Source organism: Flavobacterium sp. 2 (assembly GCF_049949195.1).
GTDB lineage: Bacteria > Bacteroidota > Bacteroidia > Flavobacteriales > Flavobacteriaceae > Flavobacterium.
In genome coordinates this window covers 3,765,197-3,778,109 of record NZ_CP188206.1, presented here as the reverse complement: position 1 = coordinate 3,778,109, position 12,913 = coordinate 3,765,197, and the positions used below count along the sequence as shown (strand labels likewise).

Below are 12,913 nucleotides of genomic sequence, written 5' to 3'. Positions count from 1 at the left end.
TTTCTTAAAAAAATTATTATCTAACATACTAAAACAACAACTCCTACGTTGTTTGCTAAAGCCCAAACCCTATTCGCGTATGATTTAAAGTTACTTAACCTTAAAATCCAAAAATCATGTCAAAATCAAGCATCTATGAAAGCAAGTGGACCGATCTTGTTTTCGAAAACAAAAACAAAGAGTATGGAGCGTATCAATTACGTCAAGAAAATTCTAAAACAACAGTTACTGCCTTATTTATGGCGTTACTGTTGATAGCCGCCTTGGGAAGCGCATCGATGCTGATTAATAAGTTAAGACCGAATGAAATTATCGAACCAGCTCCATTCGACGAACCATTAACACCGGTTAATATTACGCCTGATTTGGTAAAACCTGTACCACCTGCACCTGTGGCACCTCCAACACAGACTGTTCCAGCTGCTCCGTCAATTAATACACAATTGATAAACCCTGTTATTACAGATGCATCTCAAGCTACACCCGATATTGCAACAAATGTTGAAAATCATACGATTGTAGACAATGCTACTGGTGGCGATGGAACTGTGACAAATGTATTGCCAGGAAGCGGTGGTGGAGAAGGAAATATTTCCGATCCAGCTCCAGTTGACAATAGTCCTGTAATTGCAGCAGCATTAGACAAAATGCCAAGTTTTCCTGGAGGAATGGACAAGTTTTACAGCTATGTTGGAAATAACTTTAATAGACCAGAATTGGACGCCGAAATGACTCTTAAAGTATATGTTTCTTTTGTAATTGAAAGAGATGGCTCAATAACTGACATCATGGTACAAAAAGATCCGGGTTACGGAATGGGCAAAGAAGCTATTAGAGTATTAAAATCATTAAAAACAAAATGGGTTCCAGGTGTTTTAAATGGAAAAGCTGTTAGAACAGCATATAATCTTCCTATTACAATTAAAACACAACCTGAATAAAATAATAATCGAAAAACAGAAAAGCAGAACTCTTAGGTTCTGCTTTTTTTTGATTTTTTGTTATCAAAATATCTTTATCTTTAAATCTATTTTACCAAACTAAAAACCAAATGCCATTTACATTTGCTCACCCTGCAATAATTTTTCCTTTAAAATATTTCCCTAAAAAATGGTTTTCTTGGACAGCTTTAATCATTGGAAGCTTAACTCCAGATTTTGAGTATTTTATCAGAATGCAAGTTCAGAGTAAATATAGCCACACAGTCTCAGGAATATTTTGGTTTGATTTGCCGTTAGCAATTCTATTGACTTTTCTTTTTCATAATGTGATTCGAAACGATTTATTTTTAAATCTTCCAAATTCTTTTAAATCAAGAATAATTGTTTTTACGGAATTTAATTGGACGAATTATTTCAACAAAAATCTATTTATAGTTTTATTATCAGCAATTATTGGCATCGCTTCTCATCTTTTTTGGGATGCGTTCACTCACAAGAATGGTTGTTTTGTAATTCATATTCCAGAGTTAAGAAACACTTTTATTTTGTTTGGAAACAAAGTCACTTTTTGGAAAGCTGCACAACATTTAAGCACTTTAATTGGGGCGTTTTTTATTGCAATAGCATTTCTAAAACTTCCAAAAAAGCATTATCAGCAATCTAAAATAAATTTAAAATACTGGATTTTAATCCTTGTTGTTTCAACAGCTATCTTTAGTTTTAGATTTTTTATTTCTTTAAATATAAAAGCCTATGGGAACATAATTGTTTCTCTAATCTCATCGTTTTTACTTTCGTTAATTATAACTCCTCTATTAATTAAATCTAACGGCAATTATAAAATTTAACAAATTCAATTACCTTTACGTTTTCTTAAATGCAAAACAATTTTATTTAAACTAAAACTAAAAAATGGGAATATTTTCTGCTCTTATGGGCAATGCAGGTACTGTCAGTCAAGAAGATTTACTAAAAAAATACGGACAGCTTTTAACTGATAACGAAGAAATCGAAATGGGTTTTAAATTGATTCGTGACACTTTTATTTTCACAAACAAAAGATTAATTCTGGTTGATGTTCAAGGAATTACAGGAAGTAAAACAGAATATAAATCAATCGCTTACAAAAGCATTACACGTTTTAGTGTAGAAACTGCAGGAACTTTTGATCTTGATGCTGAATTAAAAATTTGGGTTTCAAGTGAATTAAACCCAAGTATAGTGAAACAATTTAATAAATCTGTAAACGTATATGATGTACAAAAAGTTTTAGCTCATCATGTTTTAGGATAAACCGATAATAACAAAAACCCGACAGCTTAATAACTTGTCGGGTTTTATTTTTTTCACAGATAACAAAACGATTACAATCCCGCAGGAATAGCAGTCGCCGCGCCTATCTCTTTCCCTTTTAAATCATTATTTTGAATTGGAATTGTAGCTACCAACACATTATTTATTACTAAACAATTAATAGTCCACGTGCCATTCAACCCATCTGTCGTTGCAGATCCTATGTAATCAGCATTTATTCTCCATGTTCCATTTTGTACAAAACCAATTACATTTACCGGAGAAAAATCACCTTCCAAGTATGAAGACACTTTTAAAGTCATAATGTTTTTTGGCTTAAATGATGATCCTGTTATTATCAAAGTGTAACCTGCTGCCGGAATTTTTGTGTCAAAATTGTCAACCCAGTCTAAATTCCCATTTGTTAACACATACTGAACATAATTAAAAGATTTCGCCGTAGGATTCTCCGCTTGTACTACGTGTAATTCACCGGTAGTATTATTCCTTACTATTTGAGATGTACCGGTATTCGGAGCTGTGCCTGCCTGCCCCAAATAAAGCTTATTATCAATCTTGGCATTACCATTCACCTGAAGCTTTTCTGAAGGCGAATTTGTTCCAATACCCACATTGCCCGTTTGATAAATATTGTCGGTATTTAAAGTTGCTTTATTTGTTGTTTTTTCTATTTGCCATGGTTCAATCGTTAATGTACTTTGATCAATTGTTTTCAAAACACCCGAAGCATCAGACACCATAACTTTATCTGAAGTTGTGCCAGACTGCAATCCTGTTACCGACAATGTATTAACTGAACTCGCCTGTATTGTTGTAGGCTTAACCAAATCTCCTCCTAATTGCACATTCCCATTTTCAGCTGTCAAACCATTATTGGCATTGGGATGAATCGCTACTTTTTCACCATTTGAAGTAACAACAGTTTTTGTTTGCGCCAAAGCAATTCCACTTTGAACCAATAATATAAGATAAATTATTTTTTTCATTTTAATTTCAATTAAGTTCATCTTCTTTTTTCTAATTTTTCATTGCAAAGTGAAAATTTTTCACTTTTCATTATATACTGCCAAATATCTCGTTCCAACCCGAAAAATAGATTTATTCAATGCCTTATCTAAAACGAACAAACAATTAGAAGGCTTGTCGAGAAAAAAAAATCACACTATTAGATTTTCAAACTTTTAAGCAATACCCTCATTATTTTAACTAACAACTAAGGTTTTAGATTTTATTTGAATCAACATCAAACAATTACAATCCTGCAGGAATGGCAGTCGCTGCACCTACCTCTTTTCCTTTTAAATCATCATTCTGAGTTGGAAGTGTAGCTACCAACACATTATTTATCACTAAGCAATTAATGGTCCATGTACCATTCAATCCATCTGTAGTTGCAGATCCTATGTAATCAGCATTTATTCTCCATGTACCATTTTGAACAAAACTAATCACATTTCCCGGAGAAAAATCACCTGGCAAATTAGGAGCTAGCTTTAAAGTAAGGGTGTTTTTTGGCTTAAATGATGATCCTGTTATTATCAAAGTATAACCTGCTGCCGGAATTTTTGTGTCAAAATTGTCAACCCAGTCTAAATTAACATTTGACAAAACATACTGAACATAATTAAAAGATTTCGCAGTAGGATTCGCTGCTTGCACCACGTATAATTCACCGGTAGTATTATTCCTTACTACTTGAGATGTACCCGTAGCCGGAGCTGTGCCTGCCTGCCCCAAGTAAAGCTTATTATCAATCTTGGCATTACCATTCACCTGAAGTTTTTCTGAAGGCGAATTTGTTCCAATACCCACATTACCCATTTGATAAATATTGTCAGTATTTAAAGTCGCTTTATTTGTTGTTTTTTCTATTTGCCATGGTTCAATTGCTATTGCACTTTGATCAATTGTTTTCAAAACACCTGAAGCATCAGACACTATAACTTTATCTGAAGTTGTGCCAGACTGCAATCCTGTTACCGACAATGTATTAACTGAACTTGCCTGTATTGCTGTAGGTTTAACTAACTCTCCTCCTAACTGCACATTCCCATTTTCAGCTGTCAAACCATTGTTGACATTGGCATTAATCGTTACTTTTTCACCATTTGGAGAAACAACAGTTTTTGTTTGCGCCAAAGCAATTCCACTTTGAACCAATAATATAAGATAAATTATTTTTTTCATTTTAATTTCAATTAAGTCTACCAACTTTTTTTATCGCAAAGCGAAATTTTCACATGTAATTATATACTGCAAAATGCCTGATTAAAACCCGAAGGATAGATTAACTCATCCCTTATCTAATAAAGAATAAACATTAAAAAGCTTGTCGAGAAAAAAAATCACACTATTAGATATTTACAAATTTTTTAAGAATCTTCTTCTCTTCACTAATCAATCGGGTTTTAGATTTTAATAGGATGCACGATACACAACAAAACAATTATAATCCGGCAGGCATAGCCGTCGCCTCACCTATCTCACTTCCATTTAAACTAACATTTTGAGTTGCAAGTGCTGCTATTAAAGCATTATTCATCACTATACAATCAATAGTCCACGTTCCATTCAATCCATCAGTAGGTGTGGCTTGTATGTAATCTGCACTTAAGCGCCATGTCCCGTTTTGCACATAAGCAATTACACTTGACGGAGAAAAATCGCCTGTCACAGTACTATACAATTTCAAACTCAGAGTCTTTTGTGGCTTGAATGATGAAGCTGTAATAAACAGAGTATAATCTGAAACTGGGATTTTTGTATCATAATTTGCTAACCATGCTAAATTGACATTTTTTATAACATATTCAACAGCATTAACTGGTTTGCCGCCAGGACTTGTTTGTACAACACATAATTCACCTGTAACATTATTCCTTACTACTTGAGATATACCTGTAGTTGGAGCTGTAGCTGCTTGTCCCAAATAAAGCTTATTATCGATTTTGGCATTACCATTCACCTGCAGCTTTTCTGAAGGCGAATTAGTTCCAATACCCACATTACCCATTTGATAAATATTATCGCTATTTGAAGTTGCTTTATTTGTCGACTTTTCAATCTGCCATGGCTCAATTACTATTCCACTTTGATTAATCGTTTTTAAAACACCAGAAACATCAGACACCATAATTTTATCTGAATTCACACCAGCCTGCAACCCTATCACCGACAACGTATTAACCGGACTCACCTTTATGGCTGTAGGCTTAATCAACTCTCCCCTTAACTGCACATCCCCATTTTCAGCCGTCAAACCATTATTGGCATTGGGATGAATCGTTACTTTCTCACCATATTGAGTAACAACCGTTTTTGTTTGAGCCAAAGTAATTCCACTTTGAACCAATAATATAAGATAAATTATTTTTTTCATTTTAATAACAATTAAACTCTTTTCGACTTTGTAATTTTCGTTGCAAAAGTACAACTCAACTCACAGTACCATAACCCTCTAAAAGACAATCTTACACAACAATAAGACATAGTTACAACTTTGAAAGAAATCCATAATACCACCAGAAAGATCTTAACTAATATCTATTATAAAATACCTATCAACTTATCGAGCTTTAAAAAAAAATAGTAAAACCAAAAACTCTTCGTTTCAATCTAAAAAAAAAAAAAAAAACGGCAATATTAAATTGCCGTTTTTTTTATCTAGAACTACTTTTTCTTTGTTGTTGTAGTTTTCTTCGTTGTAGTTGCTTTTTTTGTAGTAGTAGTTTTGACAACAGGAGCTGTATTTACAATTTTCTGCTGGACATATGGCTTATACAAACCATCTTTCTCTGCTCTTGCTTTAGCATCATCGGCTCTTTTAGCAGAATCTGGGTGTGAACTCATCATTCTGTCAAGAAAAGAAGCTTCAGCTCCCTGACTCATTTTAGCCAAAATTCTAAAAGCAGATTCTTCAGCATTTACATTGTAACCGTTTTTCTTTAAAAAATTATACGAAAACAAATCGGCTTCGGCTTCTTGTTTACGGCTATGTTTACTATCAATCATTGCACTTCCAATTTTCCCTAACTGACTATCTGTTACTGCACTAATTTTTGCAGATTGTGAAGATGCTCCATCAATTAAAGCTTCTTTTTGGTAAGCCGCTCGCATAGCATCTCTCGTATCATTATTGGCTACGTGACCAATTTCATGACCAATAACCGCCAATAATTCGTTGTCATCCATAATATCCATTAAACCAGAATATACACGAACACTTCCGTCAGCAGTTGCAAATGCATTAACTTCTTTCAATTTATAAACTTTATAATTCAGCGTATATCCTTCCCCAGAAGTATATTTTCCAAAAACTCTGTTTAATCTTAAAGTATAACCGTCGTTTGGTCCTGCAACTTCATTTGTCGAATCTAATTTACGAACAGCTTCTTTCGATAAAGTTGCTGCATCAGCATTAGTCAAGGTAAAACTAGTGACGCCTTTTTGCAGCGCTCCCATTGCTTTATCTCCTAAATTAATTTGCGCATTCATTTTAGTAAATCCCAATGTGGCAAATAAAATTCCTAAAACTATTAATTTCTTTTTCATGTTTTTATTTATTACAATTTAACAACAAATGTACTACATTATATTTCTATTTTTATTTCAAAAAAAGGTATTTTATAACAAATAAAGGTATAAAAATTAAAGGATTAAAAGTCAACTAGATATCATAATTATTGGGCTTAAGGAGCTAGACAAACAAAAAGAGGAATATTTTGACAAATGTGGTTCTTAAAAATCGTATTTTTAACATTTAAACTGAATTATATTCAAACAGAACTTCCTACTTCATAAACATCAATCATCAAATAAACCTGTAAACAAATCCCAAAATAAACTACATTCCTTATCTTTGTATTTTGAATTTTGATATATGGAAACAGTCATTGAAAATATACCAACTGGAAAACCTAAATGGTTAAAGGTTAAACTTCCAATTGGACAAAAATATACTGAACTTCGTGGTTTAGTTGATAAATACAGCTTAAACACAATTTGTACTTCTGGAAGCTGCCCAAATATGGGGGAATGCTGGGGCGAAGGAACAGCAACTTTTATGATTCTTGGAAACATCTGTACACGTTCTTGCGGTTTTTGCGGTGTAAAAACCGGACGTCCAGAAACAGTAGATTGGGATGAGCCAGAAAAAGTTGCCCGCTCTATTAAAATCATGAACATCAAACACGCTGTAATTACTAGCGTTGATAGAGATGATTTAAAAGATGGAGGATCTATAATCTGGATTGAAACTGTAAAAGCAATCCGAAGAATGAACCCAAATACTACACTTGAAACTTTAATTCCAGATTTTCAGGGAATCGAAAGAAACATAGACCGAATTGTCGAAGCAAATCCTGAAGTAGTTTCTCATAACGTTGAAACGGTTCGCCGATTAACCCGAGAAGTTCGAATTCAGGCAAAATATGACCGTAGTCTTGAAGTTTTGCGTTACTTAAAAGAAAAAGGAATCAACAGAACTAAATCTGGTATTATGTTAGGTCTTGGTGAAACTGAAGAGGAAGTTTTTCAGACTATGACTGATTTACGCAATGCAAATGTTGATGTCGTTACTATTGGACAATACCTACAACCAAGTAAAAAACATTTGCCTGTAAAGGAATTTATTACTCCTGAACAATTTGCGAGATACGAAAAATTTGGACTTGAATTAGGTTTCCGTCATGTTGAAAGCGGGCCATTGGTTCGTTCTTCATACAAAGCACAAAAACATATTTTATAAAAAGTTTAACCGTTTAATCGTTTAATTGTATAACCGATTAAACGGTTGAATGATTAAACAAATAAACGAAAAATTGAAAACTAGAATTGCTATAAATGGTTTTGGAAGAATCGGCAGAAATTTATTTCGCCTACTTTTAAATCATCCAGAAATTGAAGTTGTTGCCATCAACGATATTGCCGACAATAAAACGATGGCACATTTAATAAAATACGACAGTATTCATGGTGTTTTGCCTTTTACTGTGAGTCATGATGAAGAATCAATTATTGTTGATAATAAACATTTTAAGTTTTTTCATGAAAAAAATATTTCTAACTTAGATTGGAAAAGCCACAATATTGATTTTGTAATTGAATCAACAGGAAAATATAAAACGCATGAAGAATTAAATGCGCATCTGGAAGCTGGAGCAAAAAAGGTAATTCTTTCAGCTCCGTCAGAAGTTGACACAATAAAAACAGTAGTTTTAGGTGTAAATGAAGATATTTTAGAAGGAAATGAGACAATTGTTTCAAATGCAAGCTGCACAACAAACAATGCTGCGCCTATGATTAAAATCATTGACGATCTTTGCGGAATTGAACAAGCTTATATTACAACGATACATTCATACACAACTGACCAAAGTCTTCACGACCAGCCACATAAGGATTTACGCAGGGCGCGAGGCGCAAGTCAGTCGATTGTTCCAACAACTACAGGTGCAGCTAAGGCATTAACAAAAATTTTTCCTAAATTGCATCAAAAAATCGGAGGATGTGGTATTCGTGTTCCAGTTCCCGATGGTTCATTAACAGATATTACATTCAATGTAAAACGCGCTGTTACTATTGAAGAAATTAATAAAGCATTTGAAATAGCCTCAAAAACAAATTTAAAAGGAATATTAGATTACACAGAAGATCCGATCGTTTCTGTTGATATAATTGGAAATAGACATTCGTGCTTATTTGATGCTCAACTTACTTCTGTCATTGATAAAATGGTAAAAGTAGTGGGCTGGTACGATAACGAAATTGGTTATTCATCAAGATTAATAGATTTGATTTTACTGATAAGAAAAACATAAATTCATTGTAAAAGCATTGCCATACATGAAATACCGCATTCTTATTCTTGTTTGTTTTTTTAGTTCAATTTTGTATTCTCAAACCAAAAAGAATACGGATAGTATTTCCTATTACAATAAATTAGCCAACTCAAATCTTGAAAAGAAAAAGTACAATAAGGCACTTTTTTACACTAAAAAATCTATTGATTTTTGCCAAACCAATAATAAAACTGAAAATTTAGCCAATCAAACTTTCAAACTGGGAAAAATTTATTACAACCAGCAGAAATTTGATGCAGCTTTAAAAAACTTTCATAAAAGCGTTTCGCTGTTTGATAAAGTAAAACCGACATGTACAAAAATATTGGCTTTGCACTATATTGGAGCCACCAATACTGCGCAGGGAAATTTTGAAATTGGTAATATTTATTATAAAAAAGCAGACAGTTTATTAAAAGAATTAAAAATTGTCGATCATGGCGAAATTTTAGGTTATCAAAAAGCGATGGCTTTAAAAATTGGAAAAAATTTGCCGCTTTCTGCAAAAACTTTCCAAAAAATAGTAAAGAAACCTGACAATCCAAAAATCCTTAAAACAAAAGCAGATTCTTATTATCAGCTTGGACTTCTTGAAACTGCACTTAAGCGAAATGATTCGGCTTTAGTTTATTTTGACAATGCTCTCGATTATAGCGCAAAAAACAACAATCTGGTTCAAAAATCTAAGATTATACTCGCTATCAGTCAGTATTACAAAAAAAACAGAAACTTTGATCTTGCTTATTCTTATTTAGATGAGCATTATCAAATCGAAAACTATATTTTAAAACTTAAAAACGCAAAATTGGATCTCAATGAATTTGAGAAATTCAAAAAAACGCAATCCATAAACAATACGATTCAGCGAGAAAGTGATCAAAAAATCCAGCTTAAAACCTATCGTTATTCAAAATTGGTTAGTATTCTGGCAATTGCATTGATTTCGATTTTATCACTTTTAAGTCTGGCGCTTTACAAAAACAATATTATTCGAAATCAGAATAATTTACTTTTAAGAGAAAAAAACAAAGAACTGATTTTGGCAAAAAACAAAGCTGAAAAAGCGTCAAAAGCCAGATCTGAATTTTTATCAACAGTAAGCCATGAACTCCGGACTCCGCTTAATGCAATCAACGGAATTACACATTTACTTTTAGAAGACAATCCTAAAAAAAATCAGCTAAAATATCTAGAATCATTGAAATTTTCAGGAAACTACCTGACTACTTTTATCAATGAAATTCTGGAAATCAACAAAATTGACTCCACTAAAGTTGAAGTCGAATATATTAGTTTCAATTTAAAAGAGCTGCTGTTTAACATCCAAAGCTCTTTAAAAGAATTGGCTACAGCCAATAAAAACTACTTCAATCTTGAAATTGACGAAGCAATTCCCGATAATTTAATTGGTGACCCAACAAAATTGTCTCAAATTATACTCAACTTAATCAACAACGCTTTAAAATTCACACAAAATGGGCATGTCAATGTAATCGCAAAATTATATGCGATTGAAGAAGAAAATGCCACGGTTTATTTTGAAATCGTAGATACTGGAATTGGAATTCCGGAAGACAAGCTGCAATCTGTTTTTGAGAGTTTTTCGCAAGGTTCTATTGAAGTAAACCGTAAATATGGCGGAACAGGTTTAGGTCTTACTATTGTAAAAAAATTAATTGAGCTACTTGGTGGCGAAATAAAATTAAAAAGTGAAGTGGGTAAAGGTTCAACTTTTACTTTCAAATTAAATTTCCACATTAATACTGAGCCATTAGAAGTTGTTGAAGAAAACACAAAACTTTATAGTGACAAACAATTGGAGCATAAATCGATTTTATTGATTGAAGACAACAAAATCAATCAGATGATTACTCGAAAAATGCTGGAAAACAAAGCCATTTGCTGTGATATAATTGACAATGGTGAAGAAGCTGTCGAACTTTTAAAAGTAAAACGTTTTGATATGGTTTTAATGGATGTTCATTTGCCTGGTATCAACGGAACAACGGCTACAAAATTGATTCGGGAGTTTGACAAAACAACTCCAATTATTGCCTTGACAGCCATTTCGCTTGACGAAAATCGTGATATGCTTTTATCTTTTGGAATGAACGATGTAATTACAAAACCATTTGTGCCTGACGAATTCTACAGTACAATTGCTAAGTTTTTTGATTAACTAAGCTCCTAAGTTATTTTTCACGTACTCTAAAATCGTTGCATCAAAATTTTGTTGATGATTAATAAAAGTGCTTTTTATTGGAAGATAATACAATTGCGAAACCAATTTTGAATCTTTTAATCTTACGTAATCTTTTTCGGTTGTAATTATTTTTCTGCCTTTTGCTTTTTCCTGAATCGAATCTAAATCGGCATCAGAGAAATGATGATGATCAGGAAAAGTCAAGCATTCGTCATTTTCATTTTTAAGATAATCGAAAAATGGTTTTGGTTTTGCAATTCCGGCCAAAAGCAATTTTGATTCTGATTTAATTTGATTTATTTCTATTTTTTCTTCTTTACTATGAATTTCATCATCATAATCTATAAAAGTAAAAAAGCTTTGTTGCGAACAACTTAAATTTAATTTCAATCGAATTTCGGCCTGTTTTTCATCTGATAAATCTCTTGGGCATTTTGTTACGATCACAATTTTTGCTCTGTTTGCTCCGCTTCTGCTTTCGCGCAGATTTCCAGTTGGCAACATAAAATCATCTGCATATAAATCATCATATGAAGTCAATAAAATATAAAACCCGGCTTTTACTTTTCGATGTTGATAGGCATCATCAAGCAAAATAATTTCAGGTGTAATTTGTTGTGAAAGCAATTGTTTTATCCCGTTTGTCCTATTGGCATCAACCGCAACCATTACAAATGGAAATTTTTGATAAAACTGAAAAGGTTCATCTCCTAAAATTTCGGCATTGGAATTTTCGTCAGCTAAAACAAAACCTTCCGACTTTCTTTTATAACCTCGGCTTAAAGTTGCGATTTGATATTTATCTGACAATAACCGAATCAAATATTCGATCTGTGGCGTTTTCCCGGTTCCGCCAACACTTAAATTTCCAACAGCAATTACCGGAATATCAAATGAAGTCGATTTCAGAATTCCTTTATCAAATAGAAAATTTCGGATTGAAGTAATGAATCCGTATAAAATGGCAAATGGGAAAAGTATTTTTCGAAGTACGTTCATAAAGTTATTTATCTGAATAATGACCCATTGCAGAGATTACAAATACAGTAACAATTTCGTCATCTACACGATCAATTAATCGATCCTTTTGATTAATTCGTCTTGACCAAAAACCTGAATATTCATATTTAAGGGGTTCAGGATTTCCGAACCCTTCAAACGGATTTTCCGTAAGATCGATTAAAATCTTAGCTATATTTTTAATAGAAATTTTATTCCCTGATTTTTTATGTTTCTCAATATCTTGACTCGCAACTTTTGTTATTTCAACCCTAAACTTCCCCATATATCATCTGGATTTAGCGTTGTAGTTTCGCCATTTTTTATATTTTCTTCTGCTCTTTTTACTTTCTCAACAAATTCTGGGCTATAAATACTTTCTTCCTCATTAACCTGTCCATAAGTATCTGTTTCGACAATTTCAATACCATCAAGACCTTTAAAAAAAGCTTCGAACATTTCCATAAATGCTTTTCCTGTCTTCGTATGTTCGTTAATTTTTATAGTTGTCATAACTTATAAATTTTATATTACAAATGTACTAAATTTGTATTTAGTATAAACTTTTCACACATTTAGTACAAGGTAATTGTACTAACAAAAATTTGAAATCACCA

General features: G+C 32.6%; 13 protein-coding genes. 6 read left to right on the top strand and 7 right to left on the bottom strand.

Annotated features, from left to right (window positions below; translation table 11 throughout):
• Positions 1-116 precede the first annotated feature (116 nt).
• The 3 genes from ACNFIH_RS16405 (at position 117) to ACNFIH_RS16395 (ending at position 2,234) form a co-directional block, all read left to right on the top strand.
• Positions 117-941, top strand: a complete 825-nt coding sequence (locus ACNFIH_RS16405; protein ID WP_426483942.1) for an energy transducer TonB — start codon at positions 117-119, stop codon at positions 939-941.
• Between the two features lie 110 nt (positions 942-1,051).
• Positions 1,052-1,789, top strand: a complete 738-nt coding sequence (locus ACNFIH_RS16400; RefSeq protein ID WP_426483941.1) for a DUF4184 family protein — start codon at positions 1,052-1,054, stop codon at positions 1,787-1,789.
• Positions 1,790-1,853: 64 nt separating this feature from the next.
• Positions 1,854-2,234 (top strand): PH domain-containing protein, encoded by a 381-nt coding sequence (locus ACNFIH_RS16395; protein WP_035650134.1) that lies wholly within the window; start codon positions 1,854-1,856, stop codon positions 2,232-2,234.
• 71 nt (positions 2,235-2,305) lie between these two features.
• Here the strand turns inward: ACNFIH_RS16395 and ACNFIH_RS16390 are convergent, their stop codons facing one another.
• From ACNFIH_RS16390 to ACNFIH_RS16375, 4 genes are all read right to left on the bottom strand, one after another.
• The gene (locus tag ACNFIH_RS16390) at positions 2,306-3,241 is read right to left on the bottom strand and encodes a hypothetical protein (protein WP_426483940.1); all 936 of its coding nucleotides are present in this window, start codon (positions 3,239-3,241) and stop codon (positions 2,306-2,308) included.
• Between the two features lie 265 nt (positions 3,242-3,506).
• Complete coding sequence (locus tag ACNFIH_RS16385) at positions 3,507-4,442, bottom strand: hypothetical protein (RefSeq protein WP_426483939.1); 936 nt, start codon at positions 4,440-4,442, stop codon at positions 3,507-3,509.
• A gap of 259 nt (positions 4,443-4,701) precedes the next feature.
• A complete protein-coding gene (locus tag ACNFIH_RS16380; RefSeq protein WP_426483938.1) occupies positions 4,702-5,688 on the bottom strand; it encodes a hypothetical protein in 987 nt (328 codons plus the stop codon).
• Between the two features lie 236 nt (positions 5,689-5,924).
• Positions 5,925-6,806, bottom strand: coding sequence for a M48 family metalloprotease (locus ACNFIH_RS16375; RefSeq protein ID WP_426483937.1), 882 nt, complete (start codon positions 6,804-6,806; stop codon positions 5,925-5,927).
• A gap of 328 nt (positions 6,807-7,134) precedes the next feature.
• On the opposite strand from ACNFIH_RS16375, the gene lipA reads away from it, so the two are divergent.
• The 3 genes from lipA (at position 7,135) to ACNFIH_RS16360 (ending at position 11,273) form a co-directional block, all read left to right on the top strand.
• Positions 7,135-8,001 carry a lipoyl synthase gene (lipA, locus tag ACNFIH_RS16370; protein ID WP_035650139.1) on the top strand — a complete coding sequence of 289 codons (867 nt, stop codon included), beginning with the start codon at positions 7,135-7,137 and terminating at the stop codon, positions 7,999-8,001.
• A 73-nt stretch (positions 8,002-8,074) separates the two neighbouring features.
• Entirely contained in the window at positions 8,075-9,073 is a 999-nt protein-coding gene (gene gap / locus ACNFIH_RS16365) for a type I glyceraldehyde-3-phosphate dehydrogenase (protein WP_035650142.1), read from the top strand.
• Between the two features lie 25 nt (positions 9,074-9,098).
• Positions 9,099-11,273, top strand: coding sequence for an ATP-binding protein (locus tag ACNFIH_RS16360; protein WP_426483936.1), 2,175 nt, complete (start codon positions 9,099-9,101; stop codon positions 11,271-11,273).
• Here the strand turns inward: ACNFIH_RS16360 and lpxK are convergent, their stop codons facing one another.
• Genes lpxK through ACNFIH_RS16345 form a run of 3 tightly spaced genes read right to left on the bottom strand, consistent with a single transcriptional unit; the run spans position 11,274 to position 12,809 of the window.
• On the bottom strand, positions 11,274-12,296 hold the full coding sequence (lpxK, locus tag ACNFIH_RS16355; RefSeq protein WP_426483935.1) for a tetraacyldisaccharide 4'-kinase: 1,023 nt from the start codon (positions 12,294-12,296) through the stop codon (positions 11,274-11,276).
• 4 nt (positions 12,297-12,300) lie between these two features.
• Positions 12,301-12,582: a Txe/YoeB family addiction module toxin gene (locus tag ACNFIH_RS16350; RefSeq protein WP_426483934.1), complete on the bottom strand. Its 282-nt coding sequence runs from the start codon at positions 12,580-12,582 to the stop codon at positions 12,301-12,303.
• On the bottom strand, positions 12,558-12,809 hold the full coding sequence (locus tag ACNFIH_RS16345; protein WP_426483933.1) for a DUF2683 family protein: 252 nt from the start codon (positions 12,807-12,809) through the stop codon (positions 12,558-12,560). Before ACNFIH_RS16345 ends, ACNFIH_RS16350 begins: the two co-directional genes overlap by 25 nt.
• Positions 12,810-12,913: the final 104 nt, after the last annotated feature.

Excerpts from the sequence above, each read along its gene's own strand:
- ACNFIH_RS16350 (WP_426483934.1), bottom strand. The coding sequence starts at position 12,582 with ATGGGGAAGTTTAGGGTTGAAATAACAAAAGTTGCGAGTCAAGATATT.
- lipA (WP_035650139.1), top strand. The coding sequence starts at position 7,135 with ATGGAAACAGTCATTGAAAATATACCAACTGGAAAACCTAAATGGTTA.
- ACNFIH_RS16400 (WP_426483941.1), top strand. The coding sequence starts at position 1,052 with ATGCCATTTACATTTGCTCACCCTGCAATAATTTTTCCTTTAAAATAT.
- ACNFIH_RS16360 (WP_426483936.1), top strand. The coding sequence starts at position 9,099 with ATGAAATACCGCATTCTTATTCTTGTTTGTTTTTTTAGTTCAATTTTG.
- ACNFIH_RS16405 (WP_426483942.1), top strand. The coding sequence starts at position 117 with ATGTCAAAATCAAGCATCTATGAAAGCAAGTGGACCGATCTTGTTTTC.
- ACNFIH_RS16375 (WP_426483937.1), bottom strand. The coding sequence starts at position 6,806 with ATGAAAAAGAAATTAATAGTTTTAGGAATTTTATTTGCCACATTGGGA.
- ACNFIH_RS16385 (WP_426483939.1), bottom strand. The coding sequence starts at position 4,442 with ATGAAAAAAATAATTTATCTTATATTATTGGTTCAAAGTGGAATTGCT.
- ACNFIH_RS16390 (WP_426483940.1), bottom strand. The coding sequence starts at position 3,241 with ATGAAAAAAATAATTTATCTTATATTATTGGTTCAAAGTGGAATTGCT.
- ACNFIH_RS16395 (WP_035650134.1), top strand. The coding sequence starts at position 1,854 with ATGGGAATATTTTCTGCTCTTATGGGCAATGCAGGTACTGTCAGTCAA.
- lpxK (WP_426483935.1), bottom strand. The coding sequence starts at position 12,296 with ATGAACGTACTTCGAAAAATACTTTTCCCATTTGCCATTTTATACGGA.
- ACNFIH_RS16345 (WP_426483933.1), bottom strand. The coding sequence starts at position 12,809 with ATGACAACTATAAAAATTAACGAACATACGAAGACAGGAAAAGCATTT.